This is a genomic window from Plantibacter flavus (assembly GCF_002024505.1).
Lineage (GTDB): Bacteria > Actinomycetota > Actinomycetes > Actinomycetales > Microbacteriaceae > Plantibacter > Plantibacter flavus_A.
The window spans coordinates 1,256,818-1,273,971 of record NZ_CP019402.1; the positions used below are offsets into that span (position 1 = coordinate 1,256,818).

The following is a 17,154-nucleotide window of genomic DNA, read 5'->3' on the forward strand; positions in this document are numbered from 1 at the left end:
CGGACGCGCTCAGCGTGACCGTTTACGGTACCGCCGGTTCGTCCGTCGTCGGTGCCGGTGAGGCGTCTGCGCCATCGGTCGGCGCGGTGACGTCGGGTGCGGTCTCCACCGGCGTCTCCGTCTCCGTCGCCGGATCCAGCTCGGTCGTACTCGGCACGTCCGGCTCCGTCGCGGGAGCCGGTTCCACCGGGATCTGGTCCGCGATCGGTTCGACGACGGCCTGAACAGGGAGCGGAGCGGGAACCGCCTCCGGTGCGGTGTCCAGAACCGCTTCCGGGAGCGGGGCCGTCGCCGGATCGACGGCGGACTCGGTACTCAGGAGGCCGGTCAGCGAAAGATATTCGACTGAGGTCGCCGGTCCCACGCGAGACGGGTCCGCGGGGTCGACGCTCCAGACGCTGAGCTCGTGGAACCCGCCGGCCACGGCGGCGCCGGTGAGCGTCGCCCGACCGTCGGCATCGAGCGCGACGCGCTGCTCGTCACCGCCGTCGAGGGTGTACCCGATCGCGCCGTTCGGAGCGCCGCTGATGACGATCGGTGCGTCCGGCTCGAGGATCCGGAACGACAGGATCGTCTCGAATCCGGAGATCGAGGGCCCGGAGATCGTCATGCCGGCAGGTTCCGCGGACACGGTGACCTGGTCACCGAGGGTCTGGCGCACCGTGAGGGTGAACCTCCCAGACCGGTTGAGGACGACCGGTCCTGTCGACCAGGTCCCGGTCACCGGGGCGGCTGCGACCGATGACCGCTGCGCGGACCCCGGCACGACCGTCGAAGCGACGACGAGGTCGCCGTCGAGGACGTCGATGGTGGCTCCGGCCGCTCCCGTGCCGCTGAACGTGGGCCACAGGTAGCCACCGCCGGAGTCGGCGACCATGGTCGGCACCGGGAGCGCCGTGGGTTCGGTCGGGTCGACGGGATCGACCGGGGTGACGGGCGGAGCGACCGGTGGGGCAGTAGGCGTCGGAACCTGCGGGGAGACCACGACGGGATCCGGCGTCCCATCCTCGTTCGGACTCGTACTCGGACTCGGAGTCGGAGTCGGACTCGGACTCGGTGCCGGCGCCGGGGATGAGGGTGTCGGCGTCGGGCCGGCGATCGGACCCGCATCCGGGGACGGGGCGGCGGACAGATCGGTGGGCCCAGCAGCCGTGCCGGAGGTCGGCGTGTCGGCGGTCGGCGGGAACACCACCGGACCCAGGACGAGCGCTGCGGCGGTCACCGCCGCGACGACGCCGACACCGATCGCGGCGATGATCCCGCCGGAGAAACCCGCCGTCGCAGCACCCGCGACGCCCGCGCCCGACGCGGCGCCACTGGAACCGGCTGCACCGGAGGCCGCCACCCCACCGGAGGCCGCCACCGAGGTGCCCAGGTGCGCCGTCACTGCGACCCCACCGGTGACACCGGCAGGCATCGCGGCGACCGCGGTCGCCGACGGGCCGTTCGCCTGCAACCACGCGGTGTAGCCGGCCGCACCGGCGGCGCCTGCGACGAGGGGGAGGAGGACGAGCGCCATGCGCGAGCCGACCTCCTTCGCCTCAGCGGCCACGATGGTGCACCGCTGACAGGCGTCCAGGTGCGACTCGACCTTGGCCGTGTCCCGGGCGGAGAGGTTCCCGCGCGCGTACGATCCGAGCCTGCTGATCGTGAAGGCGTGCTCCGAGTCGTCGTCGACGGCCTGCAGGTGCGCCTGGATCCACGCTTCGCGCAGCCCCTCGCGTGCTCGGTAGGCGAGCGCGGACACCGAGTTGGCCTTCATCCCGAGGAGCGGCGCGACCTCCGCAGGCGTCATCGCCTCGATCTCCGTGTACCAGAGCACCTCCTGCCACCGGGTCGGCAGGCTCCGGAACGCTCGAGCACTCAGGCTGCGATCGAGGGCCTCGATCGAGGAGGCCTCGTTCGTGTCCGGGTCCTCGAAGGAGTCCAGGGTGTCGAGCGAGGTCTCCCGACGCGATCGGCCCCACGCGGCCGCCGTGTTCCGGATGGTGGTAAACAGGTAGGGGCGGAAGGCGCCGGTGGGTCCCTTCCCGCGACGGACCGCCTGATAGATGCGGGCGAAGGACTCCGAGACGAGGTCATCGGGATCGAGGCTCGAGGTGACGGACCGGGCGACGGTCCGTCCGGCGTTCGAGTGTCGTCGCCACAGCTCCGCGTAGGCGTCCTGCGAGCCCGTGCGGGTGTGCTCGATGAGCTCGGCATCCGATCGCTCGGTGAGCGATGAAGCCGGGGATGTGTCCAGGCTCATGATGCCTCCGTCTGCGAGCTGCGCACTACCGGGCACCGTGCCCGCCCAAGAGAGTCGGGTTGAGCGGGATCATGACGCCGATCCCTCATCTTGGCACGAGGTGTCTCGCGGACAGCCGCTGGCGCCGAGGAAGATCCGTTCCGATTGTTCTGGGAAACCGCGTCATGACCTGTTCGGGACGCACTCTCTCAGGATGAACAGCAGGATTCCCGGCGACGGGGACCCGGCTGGGTCGTCCTCGGACGGCCACGATGCGCGCCACGGCCGGTGTGCATCGGGCAACGGACCCGAAACGTTGCAGATCTCGACGGGAGGGGGCGCCTTCGTGCGTACCCGTCGACAGGCCGGGAGCGGTGCTCGGGGGGCGAGCGCCACTCCCGGCCGCCTTCCCGTCCGTCGCCCGGATCAGTCGAGCCAGCCGACCTCGGGGGAGCGGTGGAAGGCGATGCCCGCGGCCGACCAGCCCTGAGCGAGGTGGGCCAGCCGGTCCCGGAAGTCGCTCCAGTCCGGCGTGCGTCGCTCCGACCAGCCGATCTCCGCGATGGACGCGATCCGAGGGAAGACGAGGAACTCGAGCGTCTGCACGTCGGCCACGGTCTCCGTCCAGAGCGGGGCCTCGACGCCGAGGATGTCCTGCTCTCCGACACCTTCGACGATCTCCGTCGGCTCCCAGACGGCGGAGCGTTCGACACTCGTGGGGCCGTCCGCCCAGGTGAGGCCGGCCGTCGCGACGCCGGGGTACTGCATGTCGAGGTAGGCGGCGTCGGCCGGAGACATGATGACCTGCCCGCCCTGATCCACGAACGAGCGCAGCTTGTCGGCGTGGCCGTCCTCGGGGGAGACGTAGTTCCAGTACTGGCCGATGGTGCCGGGGGCGAGGTCCCGAGACGCGCCGAACTCGTGCCAGGCGATCGCGGTCTTCCCGGTCGTGGCGACCACTTCGGACACCCGACGGGCGAAATGGAGGAAGTCCGCCTCGGGGGTGGCGAGCGCTTCATCGCCACCCAGGTGGAGGTACGGACCCGGAGTCATCGCGGCGAGCTGGGTGAAGACGTCGTCGAGGAACATGTAGGTGGACTCGGCATGGATGTCGAGGCTCGAGAAGCCGACCTCCGTGCCGGTGTAGGGCTCGCGGGCGACGCCGTCCGGGTTGAGTTCGGGATACGCCGCGAGGACCGCGTTCGTGTGTCCGGGGACGTCGATCTCGGGGACGATCGTGACGCGGCGGTCGGCGGCGTACTCGATGATCGCCCGGTAGTCGTCGGCACTGTACGAGCCGCCCGCACCACCACCGACCGCGGTCGCCGCACCGATCCCGGTGAGCTCCGGCCACCCGGCGATCTCGAGGCGCCACCCCTGGTCGTCGGTGAGGTGCAGGTGCAGGTGGTTGAGCTTGAGTGCGGCGATCTGGTCGATGAACCGCTGCACCTGCGCGACCGTGAAGAAGTGCCTCGCGACGTCGAGCATCGCGCCGCGGTACGCGAAGCGCGGCGCGTCGTCGATGACGGTCGCAGCGATGATCCAGTCCTGTGCGCCGGCCGTCGACGCCCAGTTGCTCGGCGGGAGGAGCTGCCTGAGTGTCTGCGTGCCATGGTGGACCCCGTCGGCGTCCGCGCCGACGATCTCGACACCGGAGGCCACGGCGGTCAATCGGTAGGCCCCGCTCGTCGTCGACAGGCGGGGGTCGACCGACAGCGAGATGTCCGCACCCGCCGAATCCGCGACCTCCTCCGTGCCGGTGGTCTCGACCGGAAGGTCGAAGCCCGTCGAGGCGCGCAGGGCCTCGGCGAGGATCCGAGCCGTGGTCGCCGCCGACGGGTCGGTACGGATCACCGAATCCGCCGACAACCGGAACGGGGGAGCGGAGACGTCCGTGGTCTGCGACATGGGTCGGGGCAGCAGGCTCATGCGTGGTTCCTTCAGCGTCGGCGACGCGGGATCGTGGGGGCCGGAACGGGGTTTGTTCGGAGGGTGAACAAGCTTCGGGCCATCCTGACACACCGGCCCCCACTGCTGCCCGCCCCCTCCACAGGACGGTGCGCGTCGGGCGTCCCGTTGCTATGCTGCTAGCAGTCGCAACTGGCGTATAGACGGAGTTCCGCTCCGCCTCAGATGGTTCACCATCGGGGAGCGACCCTGCACCTTGAAGACAAGGGCGGATTCGGCCGCACGCCTGGGCCGAAACGGCACATCACCGACATCCGTTCTGTCACAAAAGGGAGCCAGTCTTGTCCGACACCTTCAACGCGCCACTCTCCGAGGTCGATCCCGAGATCGCTGCGGTCCTCGAGCAGGAGCTCGGTCGCCAGCGCAATACCCTCGAGATGATCGCGAGTGAGAACTTCGTGCCCGTCTCCGTCCTGCAGTCGCAGGGCAGCGTCCTCACCAACAAGTACGCCGAGGGCTACCCGGGTCGTCGCTACTACGGCGGCTGCGAGTTCGTCGACATCGCCGAGTCTCTCGCGATCGAGCGGGCCAAGAGCCTCTTCGGTGCCGCATACGCGAACGTCCAGCCGCACTCGGGCGCCACGGCCAACGCCGCGGTCCTCTCAGCGATCGCCACCCCCGGCGACACCATCCTCGGTCTCGAGCTCGCCCACGGTGGTCACCTCACCCACGGCATGAAGCTCAACTTCTCCGGCAAGCTCTACAACGCCGTCTCCTACGGCGTCGACCCCGAGACCTTCCTCGTCGACATGGACGTCGTCCGCGACAAAGCACTCGAGCACAAGCCCCAGGTCATCATCGCCGGCTGGTCCGCCTACCCGCGCCAGCTCGACTTCGCCGCGTTCCGCGCGATCGCCGACGAGGTCGGTGCGAAGCTCTGGGTCGACATGGCGCACTTCGCCGGCCTCGTCGCCGCAGGCGTCCACCCGTCGCCCGTGCCGTTCGCCGACGTCGTCTCCTCCACCGTGCACAAGACCATCGGCGGCCCGCGCTCCGGCTTCATCGTGAGCCGCGACATGGAGCTCGCCAAGAAGCTCAACTCGAACGTGTTCCCCGGCCAGCAGGGCGGGCCGCTCATGCACGTCATCGCCGCCAAGGCGACCGCGTTCAAGCTCGCCGCCACGGCGGAGTTCAAGGACCGCCAGGAGCGGACGCTCCGCGGTGCCAAGCTCCTCGCCGAGGCGCTCACCTCCGAGGCGTCGAAGGCCGCCGGCATCGACGTCCTCACCGGCGGCACCGACGTGCACCTCGTGCTCGCCGACCTCCGCACCTCCGAGCTCGACGGCCAGCAGGCCGAAGACCTCCTCCACGAGGTCGGCATCACGGTCAACCGCAACTCGGTGCCGTTCGACCCGCGCCCGCCGATGGTCACCTCCGGCCTGCGGATCGGTACCCCGGCACTCGCGACGCGTGGCTTCGGCGACACCGAGTTCGCCGAGGTCGCCGACATCATCGCTCTCGCGCTGCGCAACGGTGCCGAGTCCGGAGCCCTCCGGGAGCGCGTCACGGCGCTCGCCGAGCGCTTCCCGCTCTACCCCGGCCTCCAGCAGTAGGGCGCGGGCGCATGACCGCACAGATCCTCGACGGCAAGGCCACCGCAGCCGCCATCAAGTCCGAGCTCGCGATCGAGGTGGCCGCACTCAAGGAGCGCGGCATCTCGGTCGGGCTGGGCACCGTCCTCGTCGGATCCGACCCGGGTTCGCAGTGGTACGTCGCCGGCAAGCACCGCGACTGCGCCGAGGTCGGCATGGAGTCGATCCGACGCGACCTCCCCGAGACGGTGTCACAGGAGGAGCTCGAGGCCGTCCTCGACGAGCTCAACGCCGACGAGAGCTGCACCGGCTACATCGTGCAGCTGCCGTTGCCGAAGCACATCGACACCGACGCGATCCTCGAGCGCATCGATCCCGAGAAGGACGCCGACGGGCTCCACCCGACCAACCTCGGTCGTCTCGTGCTCAACGTGAACCGCCCGATCCACACACCGTTGCCGTGCACGCCGAAGGGCGTCATCGAGCTGGTGGAACGTCATGGGATCAGCTGGGCGGGCAAGCACGTCGTCGTCGTGGGCCGCGGGGTCACCGTCGGTCGCGCGATCGGCCCGCTGCTCACCCGTCGCGAATACAACGCGACGGTCACGCTGACGCACACCGGAACGGTCGGACTCGACGACATCCTCCGCACCGCCGACGTGATCGTCGCCGCGGCGGGCGTCCCCGGGATCGTCACGCGCGACGCCGTGAAGCCCGGCGTCATCGTCCTCGACGTCGGGGTGAGCCGCGAGACCGACCCCGAGACCGGCAAGTCCCGGGTCGTCGGCGACGTCGCCCCTGACGTGGCCGAGGTCGCCTCGTGGATCAGCCCGAACCCCGGTGGTGTCGGTCCCATGACGAGAGTCGGACTCCTCGCCAACGTCGTCCGCATGGCCACCCCCTAACTCAGCCCGCGAACTGTCACTCGACGCTAGTCCGGCGCCCCGCGATTAGCCGGAAGTGACAGTTCGCGAGCCAGGGCGGTGAGGATGGGCGACGGGTCCGTCAGGTGCGAGCGATTCACCCGAATGACCCGCCAGCCCGCTGCCATGACTCGGTCGAGGCGATCGATGTCGTGGAAGATCTGCCGTTCATCCGAGAAGTGGGTGCCGCCGTCGTATTCGACGAGGACCCGCTGTTCGGGATACACCAGGTCGCCCAAGGCCAGGAACCGTCCGAGGGCGTCTGAGATGACCTCGTTGACGAGTGGTTCCGGAAGGCCCGCGCGGACGATCAGCAGGCGCAATGCGGTCTCCATCGGCGAATCCGTCCGAGGCCGCATCATCGAGAACGCGAGCCGCAGCCGCTTCGCGCCGCGACGGCCGTTCATCCGTGCCAGCCCGCGGACGATCTGCTGCTCCGATGCCAGTGGTCGCCTGCGGCGAAGCAACACGTCGCCGGCGATCACCAGGTCGTCCAAGGGGAGTCGGGTTCCGAGCTGACACCAGGCATCGACGGCGGTCAGTACCGGCAGCCCTTCGACGGCGACGACCTCCCAGTGGTCCCCGTCGAGTTGATGCCCACGCACGCCCGATCCTCGAGGCGCGCGTGCCGGCGCGATGGACGCGACGTCGAGTGGTGCCTCGTGTTCCCAGGTGGGCACGGGGAGGCCGTGCAAGGCCGCCGCGCTCACGTGGCTGAAGAACTGCCCATCGTGGAGGAGTGGGGCATAGGCGTGACAGCGTCCGGGGATGTCCGTGGGCTGGTCGAGCGGTGCCCGGACGCCTCGGTGCGGCGTGGCGAGGTCGCGCGCTCGTAGCCGCGATCGAGGCACGCCGAGTTCGTCGGCTTCGGCCATGGAGAACGGCTGCTTGCTGAGTTCGAGGGGGAGGGGACGTCGGCGGACCATCCCACCACGGTGCCGACTGCGGCGTCTCAGCGTCCGAAGTTCTCCACACCCAGCCCGCGAACTGTCACTCGACGCTAGTCCGAGCGGCCGGGACTAGCCGGAATTGACAGTTCGCGGGCAGGGGTGGGGAAGGTCAGGACTCTCGGGTGGCTCCGGCGGCGGGGCGGACGGGGAAGATGGTCGGGGCGGTGAAGGACGCCTCGGCGAACGCCGCCGTGACCGCCTCGGCCACGGCCGACGCCAGGGCGACGGGGACCAGGGCGATCGCCGCACCCCCGAAGCCGCCACCGGTCATGCGCGACCCGATCGCACCCGCCGCCATCGACGTCTCGACGGCCAGGTCGAGTTCCGGAACCGAGATCTCGAAATCGTCGCGCATCGACGCGTGGGAGGCCACGAGCAGCTCGCCGATCGACGTCGGCCCGTGCTCGCGCAGGGTCCTGACGGTGTCGAGGACACGCTGGTTCTCCGTCACGACGTGACGGACGCGGCGGAAGGTCTCGTCGTCGAGCAGCTCGCGAGCGCGGTCGAGGTCGCCGACCGTGACGTCGCGGAGCGAGTCGGCTCCGAGCGCTGCGGCGCCCGCCTCGCAGGACGCCCGACGTGCGGCGTACCCGCCCGAGACGTGGGCGTGCTCGACGCGCGTGTCGATGACGAGCAGCTCGAGGTCGTGCTCCTCGAAGCCGAGGGGGATGACGTCGGTCTCGAGCGAGCGGCAGTCGAGGAAGACGCCGCAGTCACGCCGGCCGAGGAGCGACGCCGACTGGTCCATGATGCCGGTCGGTGCGCCGACCGCTCGGTTCTCGGCGAGCTGGCAGATCTTCGCGAGCGTCCGGCGGTCGTGGTCGAGGTGCCAGATCTCGTTCAGTGCGACGCCGACCGAGGCCTCGATGGCCGCGGAGGAGGAGAGGCCGGCCCCGACCGGGACGTCGGAGTCGATGTAGACATCGACACCGGGCAGCTCCTGCAAGGGTGCCCCGAACTGGCCGAGCGCCCACGCGACGCCGAGCGGGTAGGCGGACCAGCCGTGCAGTGCGTCGGGATCGAGCGCGCGCACCGAGACCTCGACGATCTCGGGTGAGAAGCTGCTCGAGACCCGGATGCGGTCGTCGTCGCGACGACGGACGGCTGCGACGGTGCGGCGGTCGATCGCCATCGGGAACACGAAGCCGTCGTTGTAGTCGGTGTGCTCGCCGATGATGTTCACGCGGCCGGGCGCGGTCCAGAGGCCATGCGGCTCGCTGCCGAAGGCGTTCTCGAATCCGCTCGTGGCGGTGCGCTGCAGGTCGGTCATACGGGGTTCTCCTCATCGGCTGCGGCGATCGCGGTGCGCAGTGCGGTGGCGGTGGTCTCGGGCGGGACGTCGCCGATCCAGGCGCCCATAGCGGCCTCGGAGCCGGCCAGGTATTTCAGGCGGTCGGCTCCGCGACGCGGGGAGGTGAGCTGCAGGTGGAGTCGGAGCTCGTCGCGGTGGACGCGGGTCGGGGCCTGGTGCCAGGCGGCGATGTACGGGGTCGGGGTGTCGTACAGGGCGTCGACGCCGCGGAGCAGCCGCAGGTAGAGGACGGCGAGTTCGTCGCGTTCGGCGAGTGAGGTCGCGGCGAAGTCGGGCACGTGCCGGTGGGGGAGCAGGTGCACCTCGATGGGCCAGCGCGCAGCGAACGGGACGAACGCCGTCCAGTGCTCGCCGGCGAGGACGACGCGCTCGTCGGCCTGCTCAGCGGCGAGGACGTCGGCGAAGAGTCCGGGACCGTAGGCCGCGCTCGCGGCGATGAGTCGCTGCGTGCGCGGGGTCACGTAGGGGTAGGAGTAGATCTGCCCGTGCGGGTGGTGGAGGGTGACCCCGATCTGCTCTCCACGGTTCTCGAAGGGGAACACCTGCTGGATCGAGTCGATCTGCGACAGTGCGTGTGTCCGGCGGGCCCACGCTTCGATCACCGTGCGCGCCCGGGTGCGAGACAGCGAGCCGAAGGAACCGGTGCTCGACGGGCTGAAGCTCACGACCTCGCAGCGGCCGACCGAGGTGCGGGTCCTGCCGATTCCGATGGCCTCGAGGTCGGCGAGGTCGACCGGTGCGTTCTCGTCTTCGAGCAGCGGTCCGAAGGACGGCGACTTGTTCTCGAAGACCGCGACGTCGTACTGGTCGGGGATCTCGGAGGGGTTCGAGGGGCTCGCGGGCGCGAGTGGGTCGAGGTTCGCGGGTGGCAGCATCACCCGGTTCTGGCGGGCGGCGGCGATCGAGATCCACTCACCCGTCAGCGGGTCCTGGCGCATGGACGCGGTCGGCGGACGTGGGGCGAGTTCGCGAGCGTCGGGCAGGCGCTCCGCGGGCCGCGTCGTGTCGACGTCGTCGAAGTAGATGAGTTCGCGACCGTCGGCGAGGCGCTGGGTCAAGCTCGCGATCGCCGGGTCGATGACGAAGGTGTCGTCGAGTGGGGGCATGGGGATCCTCAGAACGGGTTGTCGAAAGGAAACGTACAACGTTTCGCCTTGAAAAGTATAGGCAAGTCAGCGAAGATTCAAGCATGTCCGACGACGAGCCGATGCAGTTGCCCGCCCCACTGCGACGCGACCGCATCCGCGAGCTCCTCGATGAGCGCGGCTTCGTGCGCGTCGCCGACATCTCCGACGACTTCGGCGTCTCCCGAGTGACCGCCCGGACGGACCTCGACACCCTCGTCGACCAGGGCGAGGCCGTCCGCGTGCACGGAGGTGCGATGCCCGTGCAGGGACGCGGCGCCGTCGAGTCGCCGATCGAACTCGCGACCGCGACCTCGGCCCACGCGAAGCAGCGGATCGGAGAGGCGGCGGCCGCGATGGTGCGCTCCGGTCAGAGCGTGATCGTCGACGTCGGCAGCACCGGCCTCGCCCTCGCCCGCGCGCTCAAGGCTCGCCGCGACCTCGCCGACGTCGTGGTCATCACGAACGGCCTGACCATCGCGCTCGAACTCGAGTCGGAGATCCCGAGGTTCTCGGTGATCGTCACTGGTGGATCGCTTCGGCCGCTCCAGCATTCGCTCGTCGATCCGCTCGCCGGTTCGCTGCTCGGCCAGGTCCACGCCGATCTCGCCTTCATCGGGTGCAACGGTGTCGACGCAGGCCATGGCGTGAGCAACGTCAACCTGCCCGAGGCCGAGGTGAAGGCCAGGATGGTTCGCGCCGCCGAGCGGGTGGTCGTGGTCGCCGACGCCTCGAAGCTCGGTGTGCGGCAGCTCGGCCGGATCGCCGGCCTCGAGGCTTTCGATGCCCTCCTGACCGACGACGGGGCCGCGCCCGAGACCATCGCACTCCTCCGGGAAGCGGGACTCGCGGTGACGTTGGTCCCACTCGGCGACTGACCTCGCGCCGCGTGCCGCTGCGCCCCGGCACTCGCGCGCCGACGGCCCGGTGCGGCAGCATGGTCGCATGAGTGATCGAGCGCATCCGGCCGTGTCCATCGTCGAGCAGACGCTGCGTGATCGCGGGGCCAAGGGCGAGATCACCTGGCTCGACGATGCTGCTCGAACCGCGGCGCTCGCAGCGGAAGCCCTGGGGATCGAGGTCGGGGCGATCGCGAACTCCCTCGTGTTCACGCTCGACGGCGAGCCGACCCTGATCCTCACGAGCGGTGCCCATCGTGTCGACACCGCCTGGGTGGGCGGGCGGCTCCGTGGACGGTTGAAGCGTGCTGACGCCGAGGTCGTCAAGGCGGCGACGGGACAGGTGATCGGTGGCGTCGCGCCCGTCGGTCACCCGGAACCGATCCGCACCTACGTGGACGAGGCGCTCGCCGCCTACCCGGAGGTCTGGGCCGCAGCCGGCCATGCGCACACGGTGTTCCCGACGACCTTCGAGGAGCTCGTGCGAGTGACCGGCGGGCAGATCATCGCGGTGGAGCCGCCGACGGATCCTGCGGGGTCGTCGGCAGCTGCGTCGATGTAGCCACCGGAGCGGCCATGGCGGTCGGCGGCGTCCCCTGCTGCTTCGTCACCCGGCTCGGCGGCAGCGGAGCCGTCGCGATCACGCCGTTCCTGCGCCCCCACCAGGTGCTCACGACGGCTGCGGCGACGCAGAGCGCCATCGGGATGAACATGAACGGTCCGCCGGCACCCTCGCCTCGCTCGAAGACCTGGTCGGTCTGCGACATGAGGGCCGTGGGGACGAGGAGCAGGACGTTGTTCGTCGCATGGATGAGCACCGGCGCCTCGAGGCCACCGGTCCCGCGGGCGGCGAAGGACATCGAGGCGCCGAACACGAAGTAGTAGGCGATGAGCCAGGGGTCGCCGGCGAAGTGCACCGAGGCGAAGACCGCGCCGGAGACGACCGTGCCGACGAGGAACGCGGTGATCGGGCGACTGAACCAGGATCCGACGGAGCGCTGGATGAGGCCGCGCGCCCCGTACTCCTCGCCGGCAGACTGCAGCGGCGTCGTGAGGATCACGACGGCGAGCATCGCGATCATGGCGCCGTCGACCACGATGGGCTCGAGCGGGGAGAGCAGGACGGAGGCGCCGACGTACACGATCCACACCGGGACGATGATGAGCGCAAGGCGCCCGAGCCAGTGCCAGCGGAAGCGCCCCTCCACCGAGGACAGCCACCGTGGACGGACACCGAAGATCGCCCACTGGATGAGCATCGACACCGGGATGAGCGCGGCGAGCGACAGGTTGTTCGCGAGCATCGTCACCGGCGTCAGCGTCATGAGGCCGTTCGCGACGTCGTCGAGCGTGTACGCCCCGGTGGCCACGTCCACGATGAGCGCGATGCCGCCGAGCGCGATCGAGAGGATCAGGAACCCCACGACGAGCAGGAGGAGCGCGAGTGCGCCACGCCACCAGGCTGGTGCGGCGCGGAGGGCGTGGTCGTACGTCGCGAGCTGCCGCTGAGGCACTGCTGGATCGACAGGCGTCGAGGCCGGCATTGAGGCCGGCCTCGACGAGGGTGATGGCGAAGGCGTCTGCGGGTCCTGTCCAGGGTTCGTCATGCTGCCAGGGTAGGCAGCCGTCGCGGCAGCACGCGTCCCCCGAGCGACGGACGACGAGCGACGGATACCCAGTGATCGACCTGGTCTCGAACGCTCGACGGTGGGAGACTGACCGGTATGGCCGGACATCGCATCTTCACGACGAGCTTCGCCAGCGTGTACCCGCTCTACGTCGCGAAGGTGGAGCGGAAGGGCCGTACGAAGGCCGAAGTGGATCAGGTCATCACCTGGCTCACCGGCTATGACGACGCCGCGATCGAACGGGTGCTCGCCGACGGTACGGACTTCGAGACCTTCTTCGCCGACGCGCCGACGATGCACCCTCATGCGTCGCTCATCACGGGCCTCATCTGCGGCATCCGCGTCGAGGAGATCGAGGATCCCCTGATGCAGCGCGTCCGTCAGCTGGACAAGCTCGTGGACGAGGTCGCGAAGGGGAAGAAGATGACCTCGATCCTCCGCACCTCCGCCTGACGGCCGAACGCGAGACCCTCCGATGACGCACCGGGCCGCCGCGCGAGTGTGCGACGGTCCGGTGCTCGGGACCCGGTCGGATCAGTGCGCGAGCACCGGTTCCGCGGACGCCTCCGGGGCGTGGTGCAGGGCGAGTCCCTGGTTGCGTCGGCGGAACAGCAGTGCCGCCGTCACCGCGCCGACCGCGAAGAATCCGGCGCCCCAGAAGTAGGCGGTCTGGTAGCTCTGGATCGCGGCCTGCGCGAGCACCTCGGGGGTGGGCGGCGCGTTGTCGGTCACGTAGGCCGTGGCGGCGCTCGCCGCGAGGGTGTTGAGCAGCGCCACACCGATCGACCCGCCGACCTGCTGGCTCGTGTTGACTGTCGCCGAGGCGACCCCGGCGAACGCCCGGTCGACACCGAGCGTCGCGGTCTGCATCGAGGCGGGCATGATGGATCCCATCGCGAAACCGAGCACCATGAGCGCCGGCATGACGTTGCCGACATAGGAGCTGTCGAGGTCGAGCCGGGTGAGGAGGAGCATGCCGATCGCCCCGAGCGTCATGCCGAACGGCACCATCACCTTCGGCCCGAACCGCGGGACGAGGAGGTTGGTCCCCAGCTGTGCGGCGAGCACGAGCATCGCGATCATCGGGAGGAAGGCGAAGCCCGTCTGCTGCGGTGAGTAGCCGAGCGAGGCCTGCAGGTAGTACGTGACGAAGAGGAAGATGCCGAACATCCCGGCCCCGGCGATCATGACCGAGATGAACGCGGCACCGCGGTTGCGGTCGAGGACGATCGACAACGGGAGGAGCGGGTGCGCGGCCCGGCGCTGCCAGAGGACGAACGCGACGAGGAGCACGGCCGCGGCGGCCAGGAAGGCCCAACTGAGCGGTGAGTCCCAGCCGTCGGTCTCGGCATTGGCGAAGCCGTAGACGAGGCTGAACAGCGCACCTGAGACGAGGACGGTGCCCGGAACATCGAGCTTGGGGCGGGGGCCGGTCGTCTTCGGGGTGGTGATGAAGAGGACGGCCCCGACGATGGCGACCACGGCGATCACGACGTTGATGTACAGGTTCCAACGCCAGTCGAACTGCTCGGTGAGGAATCCGCCGAGGAGGAGTCCGACCGCGCCACCCGCGCCGGCGATCGCACCGAAGACGCCGAACGCGCGGGCGCGCTCCTTCGGGATCGTGAAGGTGGTCGTGAGCATCGCGAGCGCGGTCGGTGCGAGGAGGGCTGCGAAGACGCCCTGCAGCGCCCGTGCGGCGACGAGGGTGCCGAACGAATCGGCGGCGCCACCGAGGGCCGAGGCGATCGCGAACCCGACGAGCCCGATGATGAACGCCCGCTTCCGGCCCATGAGGTCGGACAGGCGTCCGCCGAGGAGCAGCAGGCTGCCGAAGGCGAGGGAGTAGGCGGTGACGATCCACTGGCGGTCGCCGTCGGAGAATCCGAGGTCGGCCTGGGCGGCGGGCATCGCGATGTTCACCACGGTGGCGTCGAGCACGACCATGAGCTGGGCGAGGCCGACGGTGACGAGCGTCCACCAGCGGCGTGAGGAGACTGCCGGGGTTCCGGCGGCAAGGTTCGAAGTCATGCTGAGGACTCTATACGGAACTGGACAGTTTCGGAACCGAATAGTTCCTGAACGTTCGAGTTCCTGAACTATGCTGTTCTCGGAGACGAAAAGGAGGTGAGCCGCGATGACGCAGCTCGAGACCCCACCCGCAGCGCCGAAGCTCGGCCGGAAGCGCGATCACACGCGGGACGCCGAGATCCTCGACGCCGCGCTCGACGTCCTCGCCGACACGGGCTACGCCGGGATGACGGTCGACATGGTGGCAGCACGTGCCAAGGCCGGCAAGGCGACGCTCTACCGCCGATGGGCGTCGAAGTCCGAACTCGTGATCGACGCGGTCGCCTGCATGAAGCAGATCGATCCCGACTTCTCGAAGCTGCCCGACACCGGTTCACTCCGCGGCGACCTCGTCGCAATGATCAAGGCGCCGTCCATCGCCGAGGGTGAGCGCAAGATGCGCGTGTTCGCCGGCGTGATGTCGATGATCTCGGATGCGCCCGAGCTCACCGAGTCCGTCCATGCGGCGATCGTGGAGCCGCGCATGGCGGTCAACCGCTTCCTCCTGCAGCGCGCGATCGACCGCGGGGAGATCCGGGCGGACGCCGATGTGGAGACCCTTGCGCTGATCAGCCAGGCGATGGTGAGCTATCGCGTGCTCATGCTGCGGGAGCCGGTGACGCGTGACTTCCTCGTGTCGGTGATCGACGGCGTCATCATCCCGGCCGTCCGGAAGTAGCCCGATGGCCGACGGACCCGCCCGATCTCGAACCGGGCTGCTCGATCACGCGGCGCCGGTCCATCTCGGGACACCGGACGCCCCACTGCGCTTCACGGGTTTCCGCGAGCCCGGCGGACGCCACCTCATCGTCGATGGCGACGAGGCGTTCGAGTTGAGCTTCCCGTGCGGTACCTGCGCGCTGCTGTTCCGTCGTCTGGACGAAGGTGCTCGGGCGCTCGCCGCAGACGCACTGCACGATCACCTGGACGAGGGCGTGCCCGCGATCGACGATCCCTCGTTGCGCGACCTCGTGTCGAAGATCCTGCCCGAAGCGACCTACCTGCCGCTCCTGCTCTCCATCGAGCCCGTCCTGGTCGCTCCGGGTGACGACCACGACTACTTCTCGCGGGAACAGGTCGTGCATCGCGGCATCGACCCCACGCTCGGTGCACCGGAGGACCCGGCGACCGGCTACTACCGCGGCCCGACCCGGAAGACCGGCGAGCACGAGACCCTCTTCGAGTTCCTGGTGCCGATGGTGCAGCCCGGTCGGAACGACCGCGAGCGCGTGGCCTCATACGAGGAGCGGCTTCGAGCCGGGGGAGCGGCGACCGTGCTCGCGGTCTCCGTGCTGGACCGGACGCAGCCGTTCGACAGCTTCGACGCTCACACCGGTCTTGTGCACTTCGTCCTCGACGGCCACCACAAGTTGGAAGCAGCCGCACGTGTCGGGGTCGCGATCACCGTCTTGTCGTTCGTGTCGATCGACGCGAGCCTCGCTGACGAGGCGACGGCGATCGGCCTCCCGGAGCTGCTCGCGCGCTGATCACGTCGAGCGTGAGACCGGGTGGATCACGCAGCGCTGGATCCCCCGATCCCTGCGCGACCCACCGGTCGAGGCGATGAGCGTCGCGCACCCCTGTCGCGAGCACACAGCCCACTGACGCGTGGACTGCGTCGGCATCACCTCCATCAGTGTGACACGAATAAGTCGTTCGTACCAGTTAGAGAAAGACGTCGGCTGTGTGAGCTCCGAGCCTCTAGGCTGAGGCCCCGACCGGCCACGGTCGACGGATACGGCGCCGATGGATCGGAGCTGGAACACAGGCTGTCCGAGGAGGTCAGGATGCCGGGGACGCGACGAACGCCGACGCAGGAACGCGGGCAGGTGACGCAGGACGCGACCGTCGAGGGCGCCGCGACCGTCTTCGACCGCATCGGTTACGGGAACGCGAGTCTGTCGATGATCGCGGAGGCGTCCGGGATCTCGCAGGGGTCCATGTACTTCCACTTCAAGTCGAAGGAGCAGATCGCCCTCGCGGTCATCCACGAGCAGCACGACCGGTCGATGCCGCTCATGGCACGGGTGTCGGAACAGTACGACGGAGTCCTCGAGCGGCTCATCCGCATTTCTCGCGCCATGGTCGACCAACTCGAGAACGACCCGGTCGTCCGCGCCGGGATCAGACTCACGCTCGATGAGGGTTCGCTGAGCCAACCGGCCGGCGCGTTCTACGAGGACTGGATCTCGGGGACGGCCGCTCAGCTCGACCTGGCGCTGCAGGCCGGCGACCTGGAGAGTTCGATGTCGGCACCGGACCTGGCCCGCACGCTGATCGGATTCTTCACCGGTGTCCAGCTCACCGCCCAAGCCACGGTCGGCCGCTCGGACATCGCAGCGTCGGTCGACCGCATGTGGCGGCTCGCGATCGACGCCATCGTCCCCCAGGCGAGGCGGGCAGCGGCGACGCAGGTCCGGGAGGACGCCTTCGGCGCTGGGGGCGATGTGCGCCCGGCGCCACCAGCCGCGTCGATCTAGCGATCCACCTGGCGATGGGCGTGCGACGACCGTGCATCCCG

The 17,154-nt window shown here is 69.6% G+C and carries 15 protein-coding genes and 1 riboswitch; of the genes, 8 read left to right on the top strand and 7 right to left on the bottom strand.

What is annotated here, in order from left to right; translation table 11 throughout:
• Positions 1 to 22: 22 nt before the first annotated feature.
• Positions 23 to 2,248: a sigma-70 family RNA polymerase sigma factor gene (locus BWO91_RS05880; protein WP_079001762.1), complete on the bottom strand. Its 2,226-nt coding sequence runs from the start codon at positions 2,246 to 2,248 to the stop codon at positions 23 to 25.
• Positions 2,249 to 2,653: 405 nt separating this feature from the next.
• The gene (locus tag BWO91_RS05885; protein WP_079001763.1) at positions 2,654 to 4,156 is read right to left on the bottom strand and encodes a beta-N-acetylhexosaminidase; all 1,503 of its coding nucleotides are present in this window, start codon (positions 4,154 to 4,156) and stop codon (positions 2,654 to 2,656) included.
• A 159-nt stretch (positions 4,157 to 4,315) separates the two neighbouring features.
• A riboswitch (ZMP/ZTP riboswitch) is annotated at positions 4,316 to 4,434 on the top strand.
• Between the two features lie 42 nt (positions 4,435 to 4,476).
• Here BWO91_RS05885 and glyA point away from each other — a divergent pair.
• A complete protein-coding gene (gene glyA / locus BWO91_RS05890; RefSeq protein ID WP_079001765.1) occupies positions 4,477 to 5,748 on the top strand; it encodes a serine hydroxymethyltransferase in 1,272 nt (423 codons plus the stop codon).
• Between the two features lie 11 nt (positions 5,749 to 5,759).
• The gene (locus BWO91_RS05895) at positions 5,760 to 6,632 is read left to right on the top strand and encodes a bifunctional methylenetetrahydrofolate dehydrogenase/methenyltetrahydrofolate cyclohydrolase (RefSeq protein ID WP_071259424.1); all 873 of its coding nucleotides are present in this window, start codon (positions 5,760 to 5,762) and stop codon (positions 6,630 to 6,632) included.
• Positions 6,633 to 6,658: 26 nt separating this feature from the next.
• Here the strand turns inward: BWO91_RS05895 and BWO91_RS05900 are convergent, their stop codons facing one another.
• The 3 genes from BWO91_RS05900 to galT form a co-directional block, all read right to left on the bottom strand.
• Entirely contained in the window at positions 6,659 to 7,576 is a 918-nt protein-coding gene (locus BWO91_RS05900; protein ID WP_079001767.1) for a hypothetical protein, read from the bottom strand.
• A gap of 133 nt (positions 7,577 to 7,709) precedes the next feature.
• Positions 7,710 to 8,870 carry a galactokinase gene (gene galK, locus BWO91_RS05905; RefSeq protein ID WP_064296620.1) on the bottom strand — a complete coding sequence of 387 codons (1,161 nt, stop codon included), beginning with the start codon at positions 8,868 to 8,870 and terminating at the stop codon, positions 7,710 to 7,712.
• Positions 8,867 to 10,018, bottom strand: coding sequence for a galactose-1-phosphate uridylyltransferase (gene galT, locus BWO91_RS05910; protein ID WP_079001769.1), 1,152 nt, complete (start codon positions 10,016 to 10,018; stop codon positions 8,867 to 8,869). Before galT ends, galK begins: the two co-directional genes overlap by 4 nt.
• A gap of 83 nt (positions 10,019 to 10,101) precedes the next feature.
• Between galT and BWO91_RS05915 the strand changes: the two genes are divergently transcribed.
• Together BWO91_RS05915 and BWO91_RS05920 are read left to right on the top strand one after the other, a co-directional pair.
• The gene (locus tag BWO91_RS05915; RefSeq protein ID WP_079001771.1) at positions 10,102 to 10,914 is read left to right on the top strand and encodes a DeoR/GlpR family DNA-binding transcription regulator; all 813 of its coding nucleotides are present in this window, start codon (positions 10,102 to 10,104) and stop codon (positions 10,912 to 10,914) included.
• A 67-nt stretch (positions 10,915 to 10,981) separates the two neighbouring features.
• Complete coding sequence (locus tag BWO91_RS05920; RefSeq protein ID WP_079001773.1) at positions 10,982 to 11,497, top strand: YbaK/EbsC family protein; 516 nt, start codon at positions 10,982 to 10,984, stop codon at positions 11,495 to 11,497.
• Here BWO91_RS05920 and BWO91_RS05925 read toward each other — a convergent pair.
• Positions 11,439 to 12,449, bottom strand: a complete 1,011-nt coding sequence (locus BWO91_RS05925) for a CPBP family intramembrane glutamic endopeptidase (protein WP_167620441.1) — start codon at positions 12,447 to 12,449, stop codon at positions 11,439 to 11,441. The genes BWO91_RS05920 and BWO91_RS05925 overlap by 59 nt on opposite strands.
• Before the next feature lie 210 nt (positions 12,450 to 12,659).
• Between BWO91_RS05925 and BWO91_RS05930 the strand changes: the two genes are divergently transcribed.
• Positions 12,660 to 13,016, top strand: coding sequence for a DUF2200 domain-containing protein (locus tag BWO91_RS05930; protein WP_079001777.1), 357 nt, complete (start codon positions 12,660 to 12,662; stop codon positions 13,014 to 13,016).
• Between the two features lie 81 nt (positions 13,017 to 13,097).
• Here BWO91_RS05930 and BWO91_RS05935 read toward each other — a convergent pair whose 3' ends face one another.
• Complete coding sequence (locus BWO91_RS05935; protein ID WP_079001779.1) at positions 13,098 to 14,594, bottom strand: MFS transporter; 1,497 nt, start codon at positions 14,592 to 14,594, stop codon at positions 13,098 to 13,100.
• Positions 14,595 to 14,700: 106 nt separating this feature from the next.
• On the opposite strand from BWO91_RS05935, the gene BWO91_RS05940 reads away from it, so the two are divergent.
• The 3 genes from BWO91_RS05940 to BWO91_RS05950 all read left to right on the top strand — a co-directional run bounded on the left by BWO91_RS05940 (position 14,701) and on the right by BWO91_RS05950 (position 17,113).
• Positions 14,701 to 15,312 (top strand): TetR/AcrR family transcriptional regulator, encoded by a 612-nt coding sequence (locus BWO91_RS05940; RefSeq protein WP_079001781.1) that lies wholly within the window; start codon positions 14,701 to 14,703, stop codon positions 15,310 to 15,312.
• Positions 15,313 to 15,316: 4 nt separating this feature from the next.
• Positions 15,317 to 16,120, top strand: coding sequence for a hypothetical protein (locus tag BWO91_RS05945; RefSeq protein WP_079001783.1), 804 nt, complete (start codon positions 15,317 to 15,319; stop codon positions 16,118 to 16,120).
• A gap of 300 nt (positions 16,121 to 16,420) precedes the next feature.
• Entirely contained in the window at positions 16,421 to 17,113 is a 693-nt protein-coding gene (locus BWO91_RS05950; RefSeq protein ID WP_079001785.1) for a ScbR family autoregulator-binding transcription factor, read from the top strand.
• Positions 17,114 to 17,154: the final 41 nt, after the last annotated feature.

What these genes read in the sequence shown, in the direction of transcription:
- BWO91_RS05885 (WP_079001763.1), bottom strand. Translation starts at nt 4,156, where the DNA reads ATGAGCCTGCTGCCCCGACCCATGTCGCAGACCACGGACGTCTCCGCT.
- BWO91_RS05900 (WP_079001767.1), bottom strand. Translation starts at nt 7,576, where the DNA reads ATGGTCCGCCGACGTCCCCTCCCCCTCGAACTCAGCAAGCAGCCGTTC.
- BWO91_RS05930 (WP_079001777.1), top strand. Translation starts at nt 12,660, where the DNA reads ATGGCCGGACATCGCATCTTCACGACGAGCTTCGCCAGCGTGTACCCG.
- BWO91_RS05915 (WP_079001771.1), top strand. Translation starts at nt 10,102, where the DNA reads ATGTCCGACGACGAGCCGATGCAGTTGCCCGCCCCACTGCGACGCGAC.
- galK (WP_064296620.1), bottom strand. Translation starts at nt 8,870, where the DNA reads ATGACCGACCTGCAGCGCACCGCCACGAGCGGATTCGAGAACGCCTTC.
- galT (WP_079001769.1), bottom strand. Translation starts at nt 10,018, where the DNA reads ATGCCCCCACTCGACGACACCTTCGTCATCGACCCGGCGATCGCGAGC.
- BWO91_RS05945 (WP_079001783.1), top strand. Translation starts at nt 15,317, where the DNA reads ATGGCCGACGGACCCGCCCGATCTCGAACCGGGCTGCTCGATCACGCG.
- BWO91_RS05920 (WP_079001773.1), top strand. Translation starts at nt 10,982, where the DNA reads ATGAGTGATCGAGCGCATCCGGCCGTGTCCATCGTCGAGCAGACGCTG.
- BWO91_RS05895 (WP_071259424.1), top strand. Translation starts at nt 5,760, where the DNA reads ATGACCGCACAGATCCTCGACGGCAAGGCCACCGCAGCCGCCATCAAG.
- BWO91_RS05950 (WP_079001785.1), top strand. Translation starts at nt 16,421, where the DNA reads ATGCCGGGGACGCGACGAACGCCGACGCAGGAACGCGGGCAGGTGACG.
- BWO91_RS05940 (WP_079001781.1), top strand. Translation starts at nt 14,701, where the DNA reads ATGACGCAGCTCGAGACCCCACCCGCAGCGCCGAAGCTCGGCCGGAAG.
- BWO91_RS05935 (WP_079001779.1), bottom strand. Translation starts at nt 14,594, where the DNA reads ATGACTTCGAACCTTGCCGCCGGAACCCCGGCAGTCTCCTCACGCCGC.
- BWO91_RS05880 (WP_079001762.1), bottom strand. Translation starts at nt 2,248, where the DNA reads ATGAGCCTGGACACATCCCCGGCTTCATCGCTCACCGAGCGATCGGAT.